The organism is Prosthecobacter sp. (assembly GCF_044227185.1).
Taxonomy (GTDB): domain Bacteria; phylum Verrucomicrobiota; class Verrucomicrobiia; order Verrucomicrobiales; family Verrucomicrobiaceae; genus Prosthecobacter.
The window spans coordinates 358584-379307 of record NZ_JBGAFO010000006.1 but is presented as its reverse complement, the minus strand read 5'-3'; the positions used below and the strand labels follow the sequence as shown (position 1 = coordinate 379307).

Below are 20724 nucleotides of genomic sequence, written 5' to 3'. Positions count from 1 at the left end.
GAAGAAAGTACTCGCGGGCTTCAGCCCGCTCCGGCGTGTTATGACGACAACCCCACGCAATCCCCTGCGGCGCTTCCAGAGCGAGCTCAAGCTCGCGAGTACTTTGCTGGCGCTGCTCCTGCTCTCCCCCCTGCTCCACGCCGCGCCGCGTGCGCTGGATGTCGTCATCGTCCTCGGCGCACCCGGCACGGAGGAATACGGCAAGAAATTCCAAACCCAGGTCGAGGCCTGGACCACCGCCTGCAAGAAGGCGGGCGTCTCTCCTGCCATCGTGCATGGCGAGAAGACCACCGAAGAACTCGAAAAACGCCTCACCACTTCCGACCCATCCCATTCGCTCTGGCTCGTGCTCATCGGCCACGGCACCTTTGACGGGCGCGAGGCCAAGTTCAGCGCCGAAGGACCAGACTTCGATGTGAAGCAGCTCGCCGGCTGGATCAAACCGCTGAAGCAGGAAGTGGCGGTGATTCACACCGCCTCCGCCAGCGGCGGCTTCTTGAAGGCGCTGTCTGGAAAAAACCGCATCATCATCACCTCCACCAAAAGCCCGGATGAAGTCTTCTACGCCCGCTTTGGCGAATACTTCGCCCAGGCCATCGGCGGACTGGCCGAAGCCGACGCCGATCAGGACAAGCAGGTCTCCCTCCTCGAAGCCTTTCGCCACGCCAGCAAGGCCGCCGCCATGTTCTATGAAAACGACGGCCGCCTGGCCACCGAGCACGCCCTTATTGAAGACAACGGCGACGGCATCGGCACCCGCAGTGAAGTTCTGAACGTGGACGCCCCCGTGGCCGCCGGCGCCGTGCTGGATGGCGAACGCGCCGCCCAGATGGTGCTCGTGCTCAGCGAAGAAGAACAAAAACTCACCGATGCCCAGCGCAGCACCCGTGATGCTCTGGAGCGCGAATTGAAGGCGCTGAAGGAACAACGCGCCAAGATGAAAGAAGACGACTACTACACCAAGCTCGAAGCCCTGCTGCGCAAGCTGGGAGAGGTGTATGAGACGAAGTCATGATCGCTTTCAATTCGCGTCATAAATCGACGCAAATTGTCAACGTCCACCCCATGGAAATTCATATCGAAGGTAAAAAAATATCAACAGAGGGTGAATTGCACACGTCGTTGGCAAACCTTCTGGATTTCGGTCCTTATTACGGGAGAAATCTCGCGGCTTTACGGGACCGCCTCCTGACAGATGTTGAGCGTCCTATCACGCTGATTTGGGACGATTCTGCAATCAGCAAACGGTTCATGGGAAGTACTCTGTTTGGCAAGATCACGGCCATATTCAATGAAGCAGTGAAGCAGGATTTAGACTTCAAAATGGACGAGCGATTCGTTTACGAGCTTAGGTGAGAATGAAAACACAGCGACTCGGCATCCATGCGGAGATTTCCGTTCAGACTCGTTTTTGAAAAAGCTGCATCACCTCACGGATCATCCCGCCCCGCCGCAAAATCCTGAAACAAACGGCGTTCGCCTCTCATCAGAAGTGGAGCACGGACGCCAGGGCCATCACCAGCATGAGACCGTCCTCGATGATGGTGACGGTGGACATGGGCAGGTTGAACACGGTGCCGAGGCAGGCGCAGCGGATGGTTTTCCTGCTCGTCACCGCCTTGAGCACGCCCAGCAGGCTCACGCCCATGACAAGCGCCGTGGCTGCATTGACCCACGCGGGCTCCCAGCCGGCCAGGTAGGCGAGGCCGAGTAGCAGCTCGATGAAGGGATACACAAAACCATAGGCAGGCAGCGCCCTGGCCACGAGATCGTAGCTGCGGTAGGCGTCGCTGAATCCGCGCAGGTCGAGCATTTTGAAGAAGGAAAAGGCGATGAAGAAGCCGCCCATGAAAAGCCGCATGGAAAGCGCCGGATCAAAGCCGCCCTGCATGATATTTGCCGCCGTGATGACCAGCAGCAGATAGCTCAGAAGGATGATGAGCGGGCGGTAGGTGCGGGCGCTTTTGGCGGGCAGCACCGGCTCTGCCGGAGATGCCTCAGCGGCCACTTGATATTTCCCCAGAGGACGCAGCCACTCGTTCATTTCCTCGTCGCTGAAGACTTGGTGGGTTCTGATGTCGGCCTGAGGTGGATGCAGGGTGACGACGGCCTCGGTGATGGCAGGATGATCCAGCAGCCGGGCGCGGATTTTTTCCACGCAGGAGGGGCAGGACAAACCGGTGAGTTCAAATGTCTGAGGAAGGTTCATGGAGTGCAGGGGTTGAGTTGAGGGTTGGTCGAAGGGATGTCCCCTTCCCTCCTGCTCACGCAGCCGATAAAAAATGTTACGGTCTTTCTTACGCCTCGTATGTTCAGGTGATGATCCCGGACGCGCTTCTTCAGCATCTCGATGCCTTTGTGGGATTTGCGCGCTCCCGCACGGGCGATCCCGAGCTGGCGGCCGATCTGGTGCAGGAATGCCTGCTGAAGGCGCTGCGCTCCGGGCAGGCGCCTGCGGACAGCGAGGGCGTGGTCACGTGGTTTTACCGTGTGCTGCGTCATGCCATCATCGATGCGCACCGGCGCAGGACGACGCAGGAAAAAGCCATGACCCGGCTCAAGGTGGAGCTGCCCGAATCCGTTTCCCCGGAGGATGAAAAAACACTGTGCCAGTGTGTGATGAAGATGCTGCCGCTGCTGCCGGAGGCGGATGCGGAGCTGCTGAGACGCATTGATCTCGGCGGAGAATCGCCCACAGAAATGGCCAGGGCCACCCAGCAGCGCGTCAACACCGTCAATGTCCGGCTCTTGCGCGCGCGGCAGAGACTGCGTGCGCAGGTGGAAAGAATCTGCCGCAGCTGCGCCACGCATGGCTGCCTGGACTGCGACTGCCAGTGATGCAGACCGCCTGCGGCGCGTTCGCAGACGGCGTTTACCCTGAGCGCGGCTCAATGGCCGGTGCAGTGGTGCAAAGTGCCTCCGCAGGTCTTGCATGTATGCGTGGTCAGGCTGCCGGTCTTCAGCATGGCCACGACCTTGTTTTCACAGTCGGGGCAGCTCATGCTGTCAGAGTGCTTCAGAGTCACGAGTCCCTTGGGGCCGGTGCCGGTCATGGAGGGAGACATGAAGTGAACGGTGTGGCACTTGCTGCATGTCACTGCGCTATGGGGTGCCGAGGCGGGAGCCTGGCAGGAGGCCAGCAGCAGGGCGCTGAACGCGCTGATGCCGAGGAGGGTGGTGCGGATGAGTTTCGTTTTCATGGTGTGTTTGCGTTTGTGTTGTGTGTTTGTTTTCAGTCCCAGGCGGCGGGGAGCCGCCTGGGAAAGGGTTTGCCGCCGCTTAGAGCTTCGAGAGATACTTGGCGGGATTGGCCTCGAACTTCTTGAGGCAGGGCTTGCAGCAGAACTTGATCTCCTGGCCGTTGTACACGGTGCTGACGGGGCCGCCCATGCTGTCGAGGGCGTTGCCCGTGACGAGGCAGACCTTCAGCGGATAGGGTTTGACGCCGCCGGCAGTGGATGTGCCGGCACAGGAGACGAGCCCGAGGCTGAGCAGCAGGGTGGCGAGGAGGATGAGTGTGTTTGTTTTCATGGTGATGTGTTTTTTGGGGTGTGTTGTTTTTGGGTGCGGAGTTGATGGGTTGAGTTCCATCAAAAGCGGATGATGAGGCCCACTCCGGGGCCGTAGTCGCTGTGGTAGCTGGCGGAGAGGGAGACATTTCGCGCCAGCGTGTAGTCGGCGGCGGCGCTCCATTCCCAGCGGCTGCCGGTGTCATAAAAGGCATAGCCAGACACACCGAGACGCGGCGTGAGCTGAAAGCGCTTGGAGAGCTGGAAGCGGCCGTTGCCATGGCTGTCCACGGTGAAGTCCGCCAGGAACATGAGCGGCAGCCGGTAGTTGAACCCGGCGATGATGCGGTTTCCGCCGCCATGGTTGGCAAAGCGGAAGCCCGCGTAGGCCTGGAAGTTCATGTTGAAGTAGCGCTGGTAGATGGCGTCCACTTCATGCTCGGTGATGGGCTTGCGCCGCCAGCCGAGCTCCCAGGAGAGGAGCAGGTTGTTTTTCGGATTCATCCAGGAAAGCAGCCCGTTGCTCATCTGCGTCTGGAGCGATGCCGCGCCCCAGAAGTAGCTCATGTCATGGGCATGCTCGCCGAGTCCGGCGGCGGCGTGATCATGACGGAAGAATGAGAAGGGGCTCGGGCGGTGTGCGGCGTGAGGAGCGGCGGTCATGCCGGTGAGCCCGGCGGCATTGGCGAGTGTGTCGGCAGGAGTCTCGCTCATGGCATCGCCATGATGAGGCGCAGCCGCAGTGCCCTGCTCATAGCGAAACACCCGGGCCATGCCGCTCATCATGTGATAGAGGATGTGGCAGTGAAACATCCAGTCCTTGTCCTCATTGGCTTCAAATTCTACCAGCCGCCGGCCCATGGGCGGGACATCGACGGTGTGCTTCAGAGGGGAGCGTGAGCCGCCGCCCAGCAGCAGGCGGAAGAAATGACCGTGCAGGTGGATGGGGTGGTGCATCATGCTGTCGTTCACCAGTTCCAGCTCGATGATCTCGCCCTTCCTGATCTTGATATAAGGCTCCTGAGCGATGGTCTTGCCATCGAAGCTCCAGACATAGCGCACCATGTCTCCGGTGAGGTGCAGGGTGATCCTGCGGCGCGGAAGTTTTGACGGAAGCGTCGTGTCATGCGTGGCTTTCAGCAGCTTGTAGGGCGAGCCCGGGCGGGGTAGCCGGAGCGGTGCGCGGGGGTCTGCCTCCTGCTCTTCCAGCGAGAGGGAGAGCATTTGATCCATCTGATACAGATTGGGGCGCGGGGGGCTTTCGGCAGCGTGACGCTCGCCCTCGCCAAAGTAGGCGGAGGCATGTCCGCTGCCATCCTGCGCGGTGGCGCGCAGCTCATACTCGCCACTGGCGGGGATGGTGATGATGAGATCGTAGGTCTCTGCGATGGCCATGAGAAAGCTGCCCACCTGCACGGGCTGCACCGGCGGACCGTCTGCGGCCACGATCGTCATGGGCCCTGCGCTGGAGCTGAGGTGGAAGTAGGTGGCGGCGGAGGCATTGATGACCCGCAGGCGCACGCGCTCGCCTGGGCGGCCTGAGATGCGGGTCTGCCGCTGGCCGTTGATGAGGAAGGCGTTGTAGCCCACATCGGAGACGTCCATGGGCACCATGCGGCTCCATTCCCTGCGGAAGTAGTCTTTGAGATTGCCGCGCTGCCATGCGCCGAGAATGGTCTGCGAGTTCCTCCGCATGATGCCGAAGTAGTCGCTGCCGCGCATGAGCATGCGCATCACTTCCATGGGGTCCGTGTTGGTCCAGTCGGAGAGGATGAGCACCTGCTCGCGGTCCGCCTTCACCGGCTCGCCGCCGCGTGGCTCCACGACGATGCCGCCATACACGCCGCTCTGCTCCTGCAGGTGCGTGTGGGAATGAAACCAGTAGGTGCCGCTCTGCCGCAGCGGAAACTCAAAGGTGTGGGTGGTGCCGGGCAGGATCGGCGGTGTGGTGACGTACGGCACGCCATCCTGCTCATTCGGGAGCAGCAGGCCGTGCCAGTGCGTGGAGGTCTCCTCATTCCTCAGGTCATTGTGGACGCGAATGCGGGCGTAGTCGCCCTCACGAAAACGCAGCACCGGGCCGGGGATGCTGCCATTGATGGTGAGGGCACGCACCTTCCTGCCCGCCGGGGCCAGATGCTGCTCGGAGATGTGCAGGTCGTACTCGACGACGCGCTGGCCGGGGGCCGGCGGCGTTTTCTTGCAGGTGTCGCAGGCAAGAGCTGCGCCGGGTGCCAGGAGCATGGCACTCGCCAGAACATGAAGTGTTTTCACGGAGAAGCTGAATCGGGGCGTTGATACGAAAAGCCACGCCTGCAAAGCATGAGGATCCCGGTGGGACCGCGTGATGCAGGCACAGTGCGTCTGTGCTCGGCCGGATTCAGGTCAGCAGGGAGCAGTGCAGCACGCTGAGCCTCACATGGGGCCAGGTGCTGGCACGCTCCTCAGCAGCGGGCCGGATCGTGCAGCCCGTCTGTTTTGCCTGGAAAAGGTAGAACTGAAAATCCTGGGAAAGCTCCGTCCACACCACCTGGGGCGTAAAGCCGCGGCCTTCAGAGGCGGGCGGCAGCGGTGCGGGGAGGTTCTGGTTTGGGAGAGATGGCTCGGCGCATGTGCAGTCTGACATGCCCGCCTGCTCCAGCCACGCGCAGCATGCCATCTGGCATTTCTTCTCCTGCGGAGAGGCGGCGATGAGCAGCGGTGCCGTCTGCATCAGCAGCACCAGCATCATCAGACACATCTGGAGGGCACGTTTCATCTCTCTATTTTAGAGTGCGCCTCCGCGGTTTTATTTCAAGCTTTTTGAATCGCTCTCCCCCCCCGCGCCCGGCGTGAGTGACAAGATCGACGCAACGCTACGAGAGTGAGGCTCCGCTCCACGATCAGTGCGTCACAAAAAGGCGCGTCTCACGGATCATCCCGCCCCGCCACAAAATCCTGAAACGCCCGCGCCACGCGCTGGGTGATGGCTCCTGACACCCCGGGCATCGGGCGCTGGTCGATCTTCGCGAGGGGATGCACATCCCGCGTGCTGGAGGTGAGGAAAGCTTCGTCGCAGGTGTGCAGCATGGCGATGGGGATCGCGGTCTCATCCACGGCGATGCCGGCGGCGGCGCAGGCCTCCAGCACCAGCGCGCGGGTCACGCCGGCCAGGCAGCCGGAGCTCAGCGGCGGTGTGTGCACCTTGCCCGCAGCGACGATGAAGATGTTCGTCCCCGTTCCTTCGCAGAGTTCATCGCGTGTGTTCGCAAAGATCGCCTCCCCTGCCCCTTCTCCATGAGCCAGCGCCAGGGCGCGCACGTTGTCCCCATAGGAGATGGACTTGATGCCCGCCAGCGCGCCGCGTTCGTTGCGTGTCCATGGCACGGTCATCACGGTATCCGTGGGAGGCCAGGGCTTGAGAGGTGTGGCCGCCACGGTCATCGTCGGAGGAGACTCGCCACGGTCGGAGCCCAGCGGCCCGTCACCGCTGGTCAGCGTGACACGGACGCGCGCCTCCGTGAGATCATTCGCCTGCATGGTGGCCAGCATCGCGCTCAAGTAAGCGTCAAACTCCGGAGGCGTGATGTTCATGGCCTGCGCGGAGGCCACCAGCCGCCGCCAGTGGCGCGTGGGTGTGAAGGGCCTGCCACGGCGTGCCACAAGCGTTTCAAAAACACCATCTCCCACCAGAATGCCGTGGTCGAAAGGTGAGATGCGCGCTTCGGCGGTGCTGACGATGCGGCCGTTGATCCAGGTGTATGCGGGAAGATTCACAGCCGCAGCATGGCCCGGATAAAAACATTCTCAACCCATGCACTTTGCACTTGCGCGATCTTCGGCATGCGCCACAATCCCCGTCCCAAAGCAAAAGCGGGTGTAGCTCAGTGGTAGAGCACTTCCTTGCCAAGGAAGATGTCGCGCGTTCGAATCGCGTCACCCGCTCCATCTCTCTCAGAGAGATGCTCCTCCTCCAAGATTGTTCATGTTTGTCTGGACCAAACTCACAGCTTCACGTTCGGCTGACACCTGGGAAGAACGTTTTGAAGGAACCCCGGACGCCACGCTCGTCACCACCAGCTTTCCCGGCCGGAAGATGGTCCGCCTGGAGCTTTACAGCGAAGTGCAGGCCCCGGTGAAAGCCGCGCAGAAAAAATACGGCGGCACGGTGAAGAAGCTCAAAACACAGAACTGGGCCGCCCATGCCTCGCAGACACCGCCGCCGGTGAAGGTGCGGGACCGCTTCGTCATCTGCGCGGCCAAGACAGACGCCGACCTCGCCAAAGCCCGCGCCAAATTTCCCGGTCGTGAAATCATCGCCGTGCCGGCAGACATGGCCTTTGGCACCGGCCACCACGCCACCACCGCCACCGTGCTGCGGCTGCTGGTGGACGCCGCTGCTGAACGGCAGAAGGCCGGTCAGAAATGGAGCATGGCAGACCTCGGCTGCGGCAGCGGCATCCTCGCCATCGCCGCCGAGAAACTGGGCGCCACCCGCATCTGGGGCTGCGACTACGACCCCGCCGCCGTCAAAATCTCCAAGGAAAACGCAGAGCGCAACGACACGCCCAGAACGCGCTTCACCCAGGTGGACGTGCTGAAGTGGGAGCCCACGCAGAAGTGGGACATCGTGGCTGCAAACATCTTTTTTGATGTGCTGGAGGCGGCCTTTCCGCAGCTCGTGCGCTCCGTGGCCCCGGGCGGCCTCCTCATGCTCTCCGGCATTCTGAAATCCCAGGCGAAGGCCTGCCTGGCTGCTGGAAAGCGCGCGGGGTTTGTCCTGCAGAAAGTGGTGACCAAAGGCAAATGGGTCACCGCTCTGGGAACCGTGAAAGCGTAGAGCTTCCCCGCTGCGCCCCATGCACCAGCGAATCCCGGGGGTGCGCCATCGGCAAAACCCCCAGGCACCTCTCCGGTGTGCCCTGTGAACTTAAGTCTTGAGTTTGAAAACGTTGGGTTCTACCATTGTCACCGAATTCAGCAGAATCCCATGCTCTTCGATCCCGCTTCCCCACTGGGCGGGCCTGGTTCCACCAGTCCGCAGAAAAAGCGCGGTCTGCTCCACAAAGCGCAGACCGAAGGGAACCGCATCGGCCTGCTGCCCACGGAAGGCTGGCGCAAGCGCAACCTCCAGTTCCTCAATGAGGTGCTCATTCCCACCCTCTTCTCTCCGCGTCAGCCAGGCCAGGATTTCGGCCGCCTGCCCGTCGCCACCCGGGACGAGATCGCCGTCACCTGGCTGGGTCACGCCGGCTTCTTCTGCCAGATCGGCGGGGTCAATATCGCCATCGACCCCAACTGGGCTCTCTGGCACGGCCCGGTGAAGCGCGTGCGCCACCCCAGCGTCTGGGCGCATGATCTGCCCCACATCGATCTCGTGCTGGTCACGCACGCCCACTACGACCACCTGCACCTGCCCAGCCTGCGCAAGCTGGCCGCCGCCCAGCCCATCATCGTGCCCCAGGGCGTGGGCCGGGTGGTGAAAAATTGCGGATTTGGGCACATCGTGGAGCTGAAGACCTGGCAGAGCGCCACCTTCAAGGACCTGCGCATCACCCTCACCCCCGCACGCCACTGGGGTGCGCGCAACATCCACGACACCCACCGGCAGTTCGGCGGCTTCCTGGTAAAATCCCCCAACCGCTGCCTCTTCCACTGTGGCGACAGCGCCATGTTTGACGGCTTTCAGGAGATCGGCAAACGCGCCAGCATCGACCTCGCGCTCATGCCCATCGGCGCCTACGATGCGCCCAGCGGCCGCCAGGTGCACATGAATCCCGAGGAGGCGCTGGACGCCTTTGAAATGATGGGGGCCCAGTCCATGGTGCCCATGCACCACGACACCTTCCCCCTCGGCGGTGAGCCCCTGCGCGAGCCCGCCGAACGCCTGATGAAAGCCGCGCTGGCCCGCGGGCTGGAGCACCGCGTGCGCCTCCTTAGTGAAGGTGAATCCGCCATTTACTGAGCGAGGTCTCCGCTCCCCGCCCCCCAGTGAGTGCACGCCCAGTCCTGACCCTAATCGCCGCCGTCTCGGCAGACGGCTTCATTTCCACCGGCAGAGGCGTGCCGTGGAACCTCCCCCGGGACAAGGAGCACTTCCGCCGCACCACGCGCGGCCAGTGGCTGCTGCTGGGCCGCATCACCTACGAGGAGATGATCGGCTGGTTTGACGACCGCCACCCTCTCGTGCTGACGCGGGATCCGTCCTTCATTCCCCCCGTGGGCGAAAAAGTCGCCACCGTGGAGGAAGCACTCCACAAAGCGGGGAGCCACGGAGCCCGCGAGTTGTTTAACCTCGGCGGCAGTGGCGCCTTCGCGGCCGCCATGCCCCTCGCTGACCGGCTGATTTTGACCCATGTGGACTCCACGCTGGGCGCTGGCGTCCCCTTCCCGCCTGTGGACCCCGCCGAGTGGCAGGCCACCTCGCAGCAGGACTTCCCCGCCGATGCCGCCAACCCCCAGAGCATGAGGTTTGTCACCTACGAGCGCGTCAGGCCCCCCGCCGGGCCGTGAATAACGCTTTATAATAATTTCAAGATGAGCAAAATCGCCTTTGGGTGTATCTAAGACTCGCTGATGACCTTCTCTTCCAAGATTAAACCCGGCTCGGCAGCCACTTTGCTGATGGCGGTCGTGTTGTGTGCCGGCTGCGCCAGCATGAACACCGCCTCCACCAAGTCTGCGACGGCGTCCGACAAAACCCAGACCGGCGCCAAAGACATCTCGCTGGTGAAATCGCCCGCAGATCTGAGCTTCCTGCTCAGCATGAGCTTTATGGAGGCCAAGAGCATCTCCACGCAGCAGCTCGAGTTTCCGCCCTACCTGAAGATCGCCGCGGATTCCATCCAGGTCTTCAAGTACTCGCCCGATGGCAAGCCCCTCAAGGCGCGCGCGCGTGGCAAGGTCTTCATTGAAATGAATTTCAATGAGCCTGCCAAGGCCCTCTGCCAGGAAGCCTTCATCACCGAAGACGAAATCATCCTGCGTGGCAGCCCCATCCTGCAGCGCGGCGGCAGCATGGTGGAAGGTCTGGATGAAAGCACCATCTTCTACCTCTTCGGCACTTCGCTGCGCGTGATCGGCCTGCACAAGGTGAACAATCAGAATGAAATCGCCTCCATGATGCCGACCCTCGGCACCTGGGCCGCCGGCCCCAATCCCCTGCTGCCTCCGCTGACGGAGAGCGCCGTGCCCAGCAGCATCCGCGACTCCATGCAGCGCGCCGCCGAGGCCGAGATGCTGCACCAGAAAACCCGCGAGCTCTACGGCCCCGCACAGCAGGACACACCGCCCGCGACACCATCCCCTGCGAAGCCCGAAAAGGAATCCGAGAAACAGAAGCCAGCCCCCGCGGCGAACAAAAAGCATCCCACCGTGGAAATCCGCCGCGCCACTCCCAGCAAGCCCTCCTTCTGGAGCCGCTTCCGCACGGACAAGTCCCGCGCATAGCGCCCGCACGCCGCAGCCGCCGTACAGTACTCATCTCGCTCCGCCGAGATGAGCCCAGCGCTCGCGCCACCTCCCACGTCCCCACCCCTCCCCAAACTCCCCTCCCTGCGAAAGCCCTCGCCCCTCTCGCGAAGCGCGAGAGGAAAGAGCGAGAGTACCACACCACTCACCCCACGATCGCCTGCGGCACGCGGCCGTGTACATCCGTCAGGCGGTAGTCCCGCCCGGCGTAGCGGTAGGTCAGTCTTTCGTGATCCATCCCCAGCAGGTGCAGGATTGTGGCGTGGATGTCATGCACGTGCATTTTGTCCACCGCCGCTTTGAAGCCAAACTCATCGCTCTGCCCATAGGCCTGCCCGCCACGTGCGCCACCGCCGGCGAAGAACATGCAGAAGCCGTGCGGATTGTGGTCGCGCCCGTTGCCGTTCTCGCTCACGGGCGTGCGGCCAAACTCACCGCCCCAGATGATGAGGGTGTCCTCCAGCATCCCGCGTTGTTTGAGGTCGCCGATCAGCGCGGCGATGGGCCGGTCGATGTCCGCCGCGAGCTTGCGCGTCTGCTCGTCGTGCTTGGAGTGCGTGTCCCAGGGCTGGCCGTTGCCGTAGTAGAGCTGCACGTAGCGCACGCCGCGCTCCACCAGGCGGCGGGCCATGAGGCAGCCGTTGGAGAAGTGGCTCTTGCCATACAGCTCGCGCACCTTTTCCGGCTCCAGATTCACATCAAAGGCATCCGTGGCGGCGGACTGCATGCGGAAGGCGGTCTCCATGGCCTGAATGCGCCCATTGAGCGCCACATCCGCGCCGCCGCGTGCGGCCAGGTGCTCGGCGTTCAGCGCCTGCATGAGATCGAGCTGTTTGCGCTGGTCTGCGCGCGCCAGCTTCTCATTCGTCAGCCAGGGGATCATCTGCTTCGGATCCAGATTGGAATGGTTGATGTACACGCCCTGATGCTGCGCAGGAAGAAAGGCGCTGGTCCACAACACCGAAAACCGCACCGGCTTGCCCGGGCAGAGCACCACAAAGGAGGGCAGGTTCGCATTCTCATTGCCCAGCCCGTAGCTCAGCCACGAGCCCATGCTCGGCACACGCTCGGTCATGGTGCCGTTGTTGATCAGCAGCAGCGCCGGGCCGTGGTTCGGATTGTCCGTGTGGCAGGAGCGCAGCACGCACAGGTCGTCCGCATGCTGCGCCAGATTCGGCAGCAGCTCGCTGATCTCCAGCCCGCTCTGCCCGTGCTTTGAATACTGGTAAGGAGAAGCCAGCAGCCCGCCCGTGGGCCGCTCCGTCCGCAGGTCCGCACCCGCAGGCTTCTGCCCGGCATACTTGAGCAGACCCGGCTTTGGATCAAAGAAGTCCGCCCCAAACGGCCCGCCGTTCATGAAAAGCTGGATCACCCGCTTCGCCTTCGGCACAAAGTTCGTGCGCGGCACCAGCCCGCCTGCGCCCGCTCCCTGCAGCGTGGACGCCAGCCCCAGCGCCCCCAGCCCGCCCCCCATGCGGGAGAGCAGTTCACGGCGCGAGAGTGCGGAGAGATCAGACATGCGGAGTGTACGCACTCCGGAGGCAGACGCTTGCGGGCTCCGGGCAGATTCAGGCAGGGATTCGCCAGGAAGAAAGGGCCAGACTTCCCCAATTTCCCCAATTTCCCCAATTTCCACGGCAGGGGGTACGCACGCGCAGTTCCAGCCAACGGCGCTGCGTCCTGGTATTACCCCCAATCTGGGACCTCCCCGTCAGGCAGTGATGGAAACAAGACGCAAAACAAGGCAAAAGGAAGCACTCGGCCTGACCCCCACGCCTCTCCCTCGTGAAGAGCGCCTGCCAGGGGCAATGATCAAACCAGCAGCCAGCTTGGGTAACTGATTGCGGCGGGTGAGGGGTGTTACAAAGCGCCTGTGATCTTTCGCATCCTTATTCCCAGAGACCTGAACAGTGCTGTACCAAGGTGGTATGAGATAGCATTAGAACGCATGAGAAAGCATCTCATTGTCAATCCTGGCAAACCGGCCTGGAAGGCATCCCCTGGCTGACCCGCCTGCGTGTATCCCCTGGCGTGGAAATTGGGGAAATTGGGGAAGTCTGGCCGCTGGCTGACCCGCCTGCGTGTACCCCCTGGCGTGGAAATTGGGGAAGTCTGGCCGCTGGCTCAGGCAGCCTGGCGCTCCGCTGCGTCCACCTGGATCTGAAACGGCGTCAGCATGAAAAGCGGCGCGTCTCCCTCGCATTCAAAGGGGTACACCATCAGGTTCGGCACCACGCAGCGGAGGTGGAAATCGAAGAAGCCGCGCATGTACGCCGCCGTCACCGGCGCGCCCGGATTCATCTGCCGCCACAGGATCGCCTTGATCACATACCCGTGGCAGACCACCACGATGCGGCTCTCCGCCCGCTCCCGTAGCGCCGCCAGGGAGTCATCGATCCGCGCGCAGAATTCGCGAAAACTCTCCGCGCCCTCGCCATCGCAGTAGTCGGGGTCGCAGCGCTCCCAGTACTGCCGGGCCGGCTCCCGCCGCAGCGTCTCCGTGGTGCCAATATAGCGCGCCGGCGCCAGAAAGGTCAGCTCATGCAGCGGCAGCGTGATCACCGGCACCGCCGGCAGCCGCCTGCGCAGCGGCTCCGCCGTGAACCCCGTGCGCGCATAGCGCGACACCACCATCACCTCCGGCTCCGCCTCCGCCCGCCACTGCTCCCCCAGCGCCTCCGCCTGCCGCAGCCCCTTCTCACTCAGCCCGATCTCATGCGGCGTGTCCGTGGGAAACCCCGCATTGCTCAGACTTTCAGCATGTCGGATGAACCAGATCGTTTTCATATTTCACCTCCGCCATAGGCGCGCGCGGGCCCAATGGCAAATGCAGGTGCGTTTAGAATGGAAATGGCACAGGCGATACTGCTGTCACATCCTCACACAGTCTTGCCACAAGCTCCCGGAGGGAGCAGAGAAATTAGATATGGTGAAGCGAAACCGCGAAGCGGTGCAGCGGAACCACCGGATCTTGCCTGCGATCACCTTTCTGCCCAAGGCCGCATGCCGGAGGCATGCGAGAACCATTCGCGAATCCCTCGCCAACGCCGGAAGGCCAAAAGCTTCTCGCATACCTCCGGCATGCGGCTCTGATCCCGGGCGTGGATTTACAGGGGGCGGTGGCTCCCGCTCGCCAAGCCTCGCTTCACCACCGGCTGCCTTCCGCGATCTTCCAGGATCAATGGATACAAACGGCCTCCGTCCAAGGTGGCGTTGTTCACAAGGCATCCCATCACCCCAATGGCACGAGTCTCTACAATCCAGCCCCCCCTTCTCCGCGCTGGATTGCATCCTCATGCATCCCAGGCAAATTTCCAAAACGTTTCTGCACACAATCTTTCTGCCACCATCCCTTCCGCCAGATCATTCTCATACCACGTCCTACCGATAACCACCAGCCACTCACCCACCCGGCCCTCCATCCCCCAAAACCAAGGCGGGATGGCCTTCCGACCATCCCGCCTCGTGGGTGATTGATTAACTGAGATCAGAGTCTCGTGTTATGCCGGATCCTTCGGCTTGTCAGGCGTGGGAGAGGGAGCCGGGACGGGAGCCGCGGGGGCCTTCGGGGCATCGCCTTCCACCGGAGGACGGCGGAAGCCACCCTGGCCTTCTCCAGGAGGGCCGCCGGCACCGCCTTCACCGGGGCGGTTCATGCCCGGGCCGCCCTGGCCACCACGACTGCGGAACATCTCGCGCATTTTTTCCATCGCCTTGATGTATTCATCTTCGGACACGCTGCCGTTGCCATCAGCGTCCATGCGCTTGAAGTTTTCCTTGGGATCTCCAAACATGCCGCCGCCGCGCGGGCCGCCTTCACCACCGGGGCGCATGCCCTGCCCCTGACCGCCACCTGGAGGGCCGCCGGGGGAGCCACCTTCGCCGCCTGGCGGACGACGGAAGCCGCCGCCTTCGCCACCACCGCCCGGGGGGCCGCCTTCCGGCCGGCGCATGCCCTGGCCGTTCTGCCCCTGGCGCATCATCTGCGCCATCTTGCCGATCTCGTCCTGGTCCACAAAGCCGTCGCTGTTGGCGTCCATGCGGCCAAAGCGCTCCTCGCTCTCCTTCTTGCCCAGGTTGGCAAATTCTTCCTTGCTGATCTTGCCGTCATTGTCAGCGTCCGCACGCTTGATGAATTCCGCCAGACGCGCGCTGGGGTCGCCACCGCCAGGAGGGCCGCCCTGCGGACCGCCAGGAGGTCTGCCGGGCTGGCCACCCTCAGGAGGAGGTCCTTTGGGTGCGTCCTGAGCGCTGGTGAGGCAGGTCAGGCTCAAAATGCTGAACCCGTAAAGAAGTGATTTTTTAAGTTTCATGTCGTGCGTGTGCGTTGGTTAGTAAAAGCAACACGGGTTCAAACAGAACCCCGCAAGATTGGTTGCGAAGTTTGCGGAAAAAAAGTTTGGCCCGCATCTCGGAACGAATTCGCGTTTGATCCGACAGACGGACGGATTGTTTCGAGAATCCGCTACGCCAGCTCCGCCAGCAGCGCCTGGTTCAGCTTCACCCCGGCCACAAAATTCTCGATGGGAAAGTTCTCGTTCGGCGCATGCGCCTGGCAGTCTGGCAGTGCCAGCCCCAGCAGCAGAGTGTCCGCATTCAGCACATCTTTAAACGCCTGCACTATGGGGATGCTGCCGCCTTCACGGATGAGCGCGGTCTTGTCTCCAAACACCTGCTTCAGCGCGCGCTGCGCGGCCGCGCCCAGCGGTGAGTGCGGATCCATGAGGTAGGGCATGCCGGTGTGCCCCGGCTTGATCTCCAGCCTCACACCCTTCGGCAGGTGCGCCTGCAGATGCTCGGCGGCACGCTTCAAGACAATCTCCGGCTGCTGATCCGGCACCAGGCGAAAGGACAGCTTCACAAACGCCTCGCGCCCGATCACAGTCTTCGATCCCTCCCCCTGGTACCCGCCGCCGATGCCGTTCACCTCCGCCGTGGGCCGCGCCCAGCGGCGCTCGCGCTCGGTGTAGCCCGGCTCGCCAAACAGCGCGGGAGATCCGGTGAGCTCCAGCATCTCGGCATCGCCGTCTCCCAGGGCGGCCCAGGCCTTGCGCTCCCAGTCTTCCACCGGCCGCACGCCGTCGTAAAAACCGTCGATCATCACACGCCCTTCAGCATCATGCAGCGTCGCCGTCAGCCGCGCGATGGCCGTCACCGGATTGGCGATGGTGCCGCCAAAGATGCCGCTGTGCAGATCGATCGACGGTCCGTAAATCTTGGCCTCCATGCACGCGATGCCACGCAGTCCGTACGTGAACGTGCCCACGCCCGGCGCCACCATGCCCGTGTCTGAAATCGCCACCACATCGCACTTCAGCAGCTCCCGATTTTGCTGTAAAAAGGGCTTCAAATTTGGACTGCCGATCTCCTCCTCCCCTTCAAACAGCAGCGTCAGGTTCACCGGCAGGTCCGCGTGCTTCGCCAGCGTCTCCGCCAGCCCCTGCACATGCGCCATGAGCTGCCCTTTATTGTCCGTGGCCCCGCGGCAGAAGATGCGCCCGTCCCGGATCGTCGGCTCAAACGCCGGCGACTTCCACTCCCCCAGCGGCTCCGCCGGCTGCACATCGTAGTGCCCATACAGCAGCACCGTGCGCCGTCCGGCGGTGTGCTTGTTCTTCGCCACCAGCACCGGGTGCCCCGGCGTCTCATGCAGCTCCCCCGTCAGCCCCATCTCCCGCACCTTCCCCAGCAGCCACTCCGCGCAGGCCCGTGTATCGCCACGTCGCGTGGAGTCGGTGGAAACAGAAGGAAAACGCAGGCAGGTGAGGAGATTGTCGAGGCCGGGAGGGTTCATAGGTGGAAATGACTAAACCAGAATGACGAATGAGGAATGAGGAATGAATGTCGAAGACCAAATGACAGAAGCCCGAACCCCATCAAGCACTGAAATCAGACACTCTGGCATTCGTCATTCCTCATTCTGGTTTCGTCATTTCAACCGCTTCACCTCAATCTCAGCCACATTCCCCTTCCCTCCATAGAGATTGAGCAAAATCCCCGCCTTCGGACCCACAGTCAGCTCCGTCTTGATCTCCAGCACCTGCTGGTCATTCACCTGCACGGTGATCTTGTCCCCCTTGGATTCAAATGTCACCCGCTCCCACTCAGAGGCAGGGATGCGCGTCGCGGCGGACTTCAGCACCTTCACGCCATCGACATCCCGAACCACCACCGCGCCGTTTTGAGTCACGGCGATGTTCACCTTCCGCTGCGCCCCCGGCCGGTCTCCCGGAGTGTAAAACCCAAAGGCGATCCACATGCAGGCCCAGGGCTTCACCAGCAGTTGAATCGACGCATCCTGCACCGGCGCATCAAACGCACGCCAGAGCACCGCGCCCTTGGACCCCGCCTGATCCATCAGCAGCGTGCCGTCCACGATCTCGTATTTCGCCGCCTCCTCGCCTTTGGCATAAACCCACTTCTCGTCCAGCTTCTCGCTCTTAAAATCGTCCGTCAGGATGACATCCCCCTTCAGTCGCATGGCCTTGGGTTTCTTGTCTGCCGCGTGCGTGGCGGTGGTGGCGGCAAGCAGAAGGCAGAGAAGCAGGACCGTTTTCATGGCGAGGGGAGGTTCGGAGGGGATCAATGCTTCACTTCTCCCACCGGCCCGCGTGTGGGCGGGCGGAAGAAGAAGGCCAGCAGCACAATGCCCACCAGCGCCATTCCGGTCGGCACCAGGAAAAGCTGCTGCCAGTTGGACACAGCCCATGCCTTGGTCACCACTTCTTTGAGCGAATCCACCTGGCTGATCTTCGCCAGCAGCTCGCCGCCCTGAAGCGCCGCAAACTTCGGGTCCCCACTCATCACGGTCTGCACCGCCGGCTGGCTCAGCAGGTTTTGCAGCACCGGCTCGCTCACAAACTGCCACTGCAGCTTGGGAAACACATAGCTCGCCACCACCATGCCGACGCCGAGAATCAGCAGATTGAAAAGCCCCTGGGCGCTGGAGCGGATGTCCTTCGGAAACACCGCATCCACAAATATGTAAACCGTGGCAAAGAAGAACGCATAGCAGATGCCGTGCAGGATCTGCACCACGATGATCAGCCCCATCATGTTCGGACAGAAGGCAAACACCGCAAAGCGCGCCGCATGGCCCAGGATGCCCAGGATCATCGTCGTGCGCCATCCGCAGCGGATCAGCACCGCGCCCAGCACCAGCATCGTCAGAATCTCCGCCACCTGCCCGATGCTCATCACCACCATGCTCAGATTTCCCGCGATCCCCACACGGTTGGTCAGAAAGGCGTCGCTCACCACAAAGTACCCGTTGTGAATGACCGAGTCGATCAGCGTCACAATGAACAGCACCAGCACAAACGGCGTGCCCAGCAGTTTCACCGCCTTGAGCCAGGCCAGCTTGTCCAGCCCTTCGGCCCCCTTGCGCGGAGGCGTGTGCGGCAGCGTCAGGCTGTAGCCAGCCATGATGAAGGACAGCACCGCAGCCACCAGGAAGATGCTCTTCACCTGCTCCGCCCCGGCCTTCTCCCCCACCAGAAAGATGAACGGCCAGGAGACCACGATCCACCCGATCGTCCCGCCCATTCGCACAAAACCAAAGTCCCGCGCAGGCTCCTTCAGATTGGCAAAGGCCAGTGAATTCGTCACCGAAATCGTCGGCACATAGACGATGCCATAAAGGCAGAACAGGAGGAAGAAGGGCCAGAAGTCCGTCGCAAACGCCGCGCCCACGAGAGCCACCCCGCCGATCACATGGGAAGCCGCCAGAAATTTCTCCGCCGCAAAGTGACGGTCCGCGAACTGATTGCTGAAAAAGATGCCCAAAATCGACGCGATGCCAAACACGCTTCCCACCAGGAACTGCTGCCAGTCCACAAATCCGAGCATGCCCATGTAGCTGAAGATCTTCGGCTGCCATGCCCCCCAGATCGCGATCTCGAGGATCATCATGAGGAAAAGTTTGAACTTGATGGACGATTGCGCGGGAGTGGCGGTCATAAGGTGGCCGCGAGGCTAGGGAGAGCGCCACATCTTGGCAAGGACAAAACCACTCCGGGGCTTGAGCCGGGGAAAAGCCGGTGATATTGAAGAAGGATATGGTCCGTAAAATCGTCCGCTATCCAGATCCTGTCCTCCGTGCCAAATGCCGCCCCGTGACCGAGGTCACGCCCGAAATCCGCACCCTGGCGGCAGACATGCTGGAAACCATGCGCGAGGCCAATGGTGTGGGTCTGGCCGCCCCCCAGGTCGCCGTGGACCTCCAGCTCGCCGTCATTGACGTCTCCCACAATCCCGACTGCATCACCTTCATGAAGGTGAATGGCGAGACGGTGGACATGGTGAAGCACATGCCCATCGTTTTCATGAATCCTCAGCTCGATCTCGGCAATGCCAAGGAGATCGGCGAAGAAGGCTGCCTCAGCTTCCCCCGCCTGCGTGGCGACATCCGCCGCTCCAGCACCATGAAGGTCACCTACACCGACCTCGACGGCAAAACCGTCACCGTGGAAAGCGACGGCCTCCTCGCCCGCGCCTTCCAGCATGAGATCGACCATCTCAACGGCATCCTCTTCATCGACCGCCTGAACGCCGTGGCCAAGGTGGGCATCAAGCGCAAGCTCGCCCGCCTCATGCAGGAGTGGGAGGAGGACGACGAATAGCCGGGCGACGGGCGGCAGGCGGCAAGATGCGGGGTGCCCGGGCAGTATATGAGGCTGCCATGAACATCCCATCCACCCCTTCCTCGTCCGATCTCGATCAAACGGCCTGCCCCGAGTGCGCCGCGCACGCCATGCCTCCCTCGCAGATGGGGCGCCGGGACTTCATGCGGGTGCTCTCCGGCAGCGCCCTGGGCGTCATGGGTGCCTCCACGCTGAGCTCCGGCTTTGCGGCCCCGGCCGAAACTCCGCGCAAGGCGAAGCCGGCCGAAGAGCTCATCCGCGAGCTCTTTGCCACGCTCACCGCCGACCAGAAAAAAGACATGGTGCGCCCCTGGGACCACGGCGCTGAGGCAGGCGGCATCCCCACGCGTCTGAAGACGCACAACGCCGCCCCGCTGGGCAAAAAGCTCGGCGAGCAGTTCACCAAACCGCAGCAGGACCTCATCCAGCAGACCTTCAAGTCCATCCTCTCCGGTGACGAGGCCTATGACCGCATCAGCCGCCACGGCAAGTGGGACAGCAGCGGCTCCTTTGAGGGCAATGGCATCGCCATCTTCGGCGATCCCTCCGGCAAAGATCCCTTCTCCTGGGTCTTCGCGGGTCATCACCTCACCCTGCGCTGCGATGGCAACTCCCAGCCCAACACCGCCTTCGGCGGCCCCATGTACTACGGCCATTCCGCCAACGGCCACAGCGATGTGAACGTTTACAACGACCAGACGCGTGAGGTGATGAGCGTCTTTGACATGCTCAATGAACCCCAGCGCAAGCAGGCCATCATCGTCGGCTCCCCGGGCGATGGCGTCGGCGCGCTGCAGGCCAAGCTGGTGGCCAGCTCCCCCACCGGCGTCGGCTACAGCGACCTCGATGAATCCCAGCGCAAACTGGTGGCCGATGTGATGCGCAAGCTCCTGAACCCCTTCCGCCAGGAAGACGGCGACGAGGTGATGCAGCTCATCAAGACCAACGGCGGCATGGAAAAGCTGCGACTCGCCTTCTACAAGGACAACGCGGAGAAAGGCAACGACCGCTGGGACGCCTGGCGCATCGAAGGCCCCGGCTTCGTCTGGAACTACCGCGTCCTCCCGCACGTGCACTGCTTCGTGAACGTGGTCGGCCAGGCCTGAGATCACCCCTCTCTGCGC

At 62.6% G+C, this 20724-nt stretch carries 21 protein-coding genes and 1 tRNA gene; 10 read left to right on the top strand and 12 right to left on the bottom strand.

All coding sequences use genetic code 11. The annotated features are described in order from the left end of the window. Nucleotides 1-40 precede the first annotated feature (40 nt). Together ACILSQ_RS16445 and ACILSQ_RS16440 are read left to right on the top strand one after the other, a co-directional pair. Complete coding sequence (locus tag ACILSQ_RS16445; protein ID WP_395744743.1) at nucleotides 41-1015, top strand: hypothetical protein; 975 nt, start codon at nucleotides 41-43, stop codon at nucleotides 1013-1015. Next, nucleotides 1012-1356 (top strand): barstar family protein, encoded by a 345-nt coding sequence (locus tag ACILSQ_RS16440; RefSeq protein WP_395744742.1) that lies wholly within the window; start codon nucleotides 1012-1014, stop codon nucleotides 1354-1356. The genes ACILSQ_RS16445 and ACILSQ_RS16440 overlap by 4 nt, the downstream gene beginning before the upstream one ends. A 130-nt stretch (nucleotides 1357-1486) precedes the next feature. Here the strand turns inward: ACILSQ_RS16440 and ACILSQ_RS16435 are convergent, their stop codons facing one another. Next, entirely contained in the window at nucleotides 1487-2209 is a 723-nt protein-coding gene (locus tag ACILSQ_RS16435) for a heavy-metal-associated domain-containing protein (protein ID WP_395744741.1), read from the bottom strand. Between the two features lie 110 nt (nucleotides 2210-2319). Here ACILSQ_RS16435 and ACILSQ_RS16430 point away from each other — a divergent pair, with 110 nt between their 5' ends. Continuing rightward, a complete protein-coding gene (locus ACILSQ_RS16430; protein WP_395744740.1) occupies nucleotides 2320-2838 on the top strand; it encodes an RNA polymerase sigma factor in 519 nt (172 codons plus the stop codon). A 50-nt stretch (nucleotides 2839-2888) separates the two neighbouring features. Here the strand turns inward: ACILSQ_RS16430 and ACILSQ_RS16425 are convergent, their stop codons facing one another. The 5 genes from ACILSQ_RS16425 to ACILSQ_RS16405 all read right to left on the bottom strand — a co-directional run bounded on the left by ACILSQ_RS16425 (nucleotide 2889) and on the right by ACILSQ_RS16405 (nucleotide 7265). Continuing rightward, nucleotides 2889-3200: a hypothetical protein gene (locus tag ACILSQ_RS16425; protein WP_395744739.1), complete on the bottom strand. Its 312-nt coding sequence runs from the start codon at nucleotides 3198-3200 to the stop codon at nucleotides 2889-2891. 79 nt (nucleotides 3201-3279) lie between these two features. Beyond that, a complete protein-coding gene (locus tag ACILSQ_RS16420) occupies nucleotides 3280-3531 on the bottom strand; it encodes a YHS domain-containing protein (protein ID WP_395744738.1) in 252 nt (83 codons plus the stop codon). Nucleotides 3532-3590: 59 nt separating this feature from the next. Beyond that, entirely contained in the window at nucleotides 3591-5753 is a 2163-nt protein-coding gene (locus tag ACILSQ_RS16415; RefSeq protein ID WP_395744737.1) for a multicopper oxidase domain-containing protein, read from the bottom strand. 136 nt (nucleotides 5754-5889) lie between these two features. After that, nucleotides 5890-6267: a hypothetical protein gene (locus ACILSQ_RS16410; RefSeq protein WP_395744736.1), complete on the bottom strand. Its 378-nt coding sequence runs from the start codon at nucleotides 6265-6267 to the stop codon at nucleotides 5890-5892. 149 nt (nucleotides 6268-6416) lie between these two features. Next, a complete protein-coding gene (locus ACILSQ_RS16405; RefSeq protein ID WP_395744735.1) occupies nucleotides 6417-7265 on the bottom strand; it encodes an aminotransferase class IV in 849 nt (282 codons plus the stop codon). Between the two features lie 96 nt (nucleotides 7266-7361). Here ACILSQ_RS16405 and ACILSQ_RS16400 point away from each other — a divergent pair. The 5 genes from ACILSQ_RS16400 to ACILSQ_RS16380 all read left to right on the top strand — a co-directional run bounded on the left by ACILSQ_RS16400 (nucleotide 7362) and on the right by ACILSQ_RS16380 (nucleotide 10937). Then, a tRNA-Gly gene (locus ACILSQ_RS16400) sits at nucleotides 7362-7436 on the top strand. A 37-nt stretch (nucleotides 7437-7473) separates the two neighbouring features. After that, the gene (locus tag ACILSQ_RS16395; protein ID WP_395744734.1) at nucleotides 7474-8328 is read left to right on the top strand and encodes a 50S ribosomal protein L11 methyltransferase; all 855 of its coding nucleotides are present in this window, start codon (nucleotides 7474-7476) and stop codon (nucleotides 8326-8328) included. Between the two features lie 150 nt (nucleotides 8329-8478). Then, nucleotides 8479-9453: an MBL fold metallo-hydrolase gene (locus ACILSQ_RS16390; protein WP_395744733.1), complete on the top strand. Its 975-nt coding sequence runs from the start codon at nucleotides 8479-8481 to the stop codon at nucleotides 9451-9453. 26 nt (nucleotides 9454-9479) lie between these two features. Then, a complete protein-coding gene (locus ACILSQ_RS16385; RefSeq protein WP_395744732.1) occupies nucleotides 9480-10001 on the top strand; it encodes a dihydrofolate reductase in 522 nt (173 codons plus the stop codon). 63 nt (nucleotides 10002-10064) lie between these two features. After that, nucleotides 10065-10937 carry a hypothetical protein gene (locus ACILSQ_RS16380; RefSeq protein ID WP_395744731.1) on the top strand — a complete coding sequence of 291 codons (873 nt, stop codon included), beginning with the start codon at nucleotides 10065-10067 and terminating at the stop codon, nucleotides 10935-10937. Between the two features lie 166 nt (nucleotides 10938-11103). Here the strand turns inward: ACILSQ_RS16380 and ACILSQ_RS16375 are convergent, their stop codons facing one another. The 6 genes from ACILSQ_RS16375 to ACILSQ_RS16350 all read right to left on the bottom strand — a co-directional run bounded on the left by ACILSQ_RS16375 (nucleotide 11104) and on the right by ACILSQ_RS16350 (nucleotide 18917). Beyond that, a complete protein-coding gene (locus tag ACILSQ_RS16375; RefSeq protein WP_395744730.1) occupies nucleotides 11104-12477 on the bottom strand; it encodes a DUF1501 domain-containing protein in 1374 nt (457 codons plus the stop codon). Nucleotides 12478-13082: 605 nt separating this feature from the next. Then, nucleotides 13083-13745, bottom strand: coding sequence for a histidine phosphatase family protein (locus ACILSQ_RS16370; protein ID WP_395744729.1), 663 nt, complete (start codon nucleotides 13743-13745; stop codon nucleotides 13083-13085). Between the two features lie 713 nt (nucleotides 13746-14458). Beyond that, the gene (locus tag ACILSQ_RS16365; protein ID WP_395744728.1) at nucleotides 14459-15271 is read right to left on the bottom strand and encodes a hypothetical protein; all 813 of its coding nucleotides are present in this window, start codon (nucleotides 15269-15271) and stop codon (nucleotides 14459-14461) included. A 152-nt stretch (nucleotides 15272-15423) separates the two neighbouring features. Then, nucleotides 15424-16752: a dipeptidase gene (locus ACILSQ_RS16360; protein ID WP_395744727.1), complete on the bottom strand. Its 1329-nt coding sequence runs from the start codon at nucleotides 16750-16752 to the stop codon at nucleotides 15424-15426. A gap of 135 nt (nucleotides 16753-16887) precedes the next feature. Beyond that, nucleotides 16888-17517, bottom strand: a complete 630-nt coding sequence (locus ACILSQ_RS16355) for a hypothetical protein (RefSeq protein WP_395744726.1) — start codon at nucleotides 17515-17517, stop codon at nucleotides 16888-16890. A 23-nt stretch (nucleotides 17518-17540) separates the two neighbouring features. Then, nucleotides 17541-18917, bottom strand: coding sequence for an MFS transporter (locus tag ACILSQ_RS16350; protein ID WP_395744725.1), 1377 nt, complete (start codon nucleotides 18915-18917; stop codon nucleotides 17541-17543). 98 nt (nucleotides 18918-19015) lie between these two features. Between ACILSQ_RS16350 and def the strand changes: the two genes are divergently transcribed. Together def and ACILSQ_RS16340 are read left to right on the top strand one after the other, a co-directional pair. Then, nucleotides 19016-19579 (top strand): peptide deformylase, encoded by a 564-nt coding sequence (def, locus tag ACILSQ_RS16345; RefSeq protein WP_395744724.1) that lies wholly within the window; start codon nucleotides 19016-19018, stop codon nucleotides 19577-19579. 59 nt (nucleotides 19580-19638) lie between these two features. Then, nucleotides 19639-20706 (top strand): DUF3500 domain-containing protein, encoded by a 1068-nt coding sequence (locus ACILSQ_RS16340; RefSeq protein ID WP_395744723.1) that lies wholly within the window; start codon nucleotides 19639-19641, stop codon nucleotides 20704-20706. The last annotated feature ends 18 nt before the right edge of the window (nucleotides 20707-20724 follow it).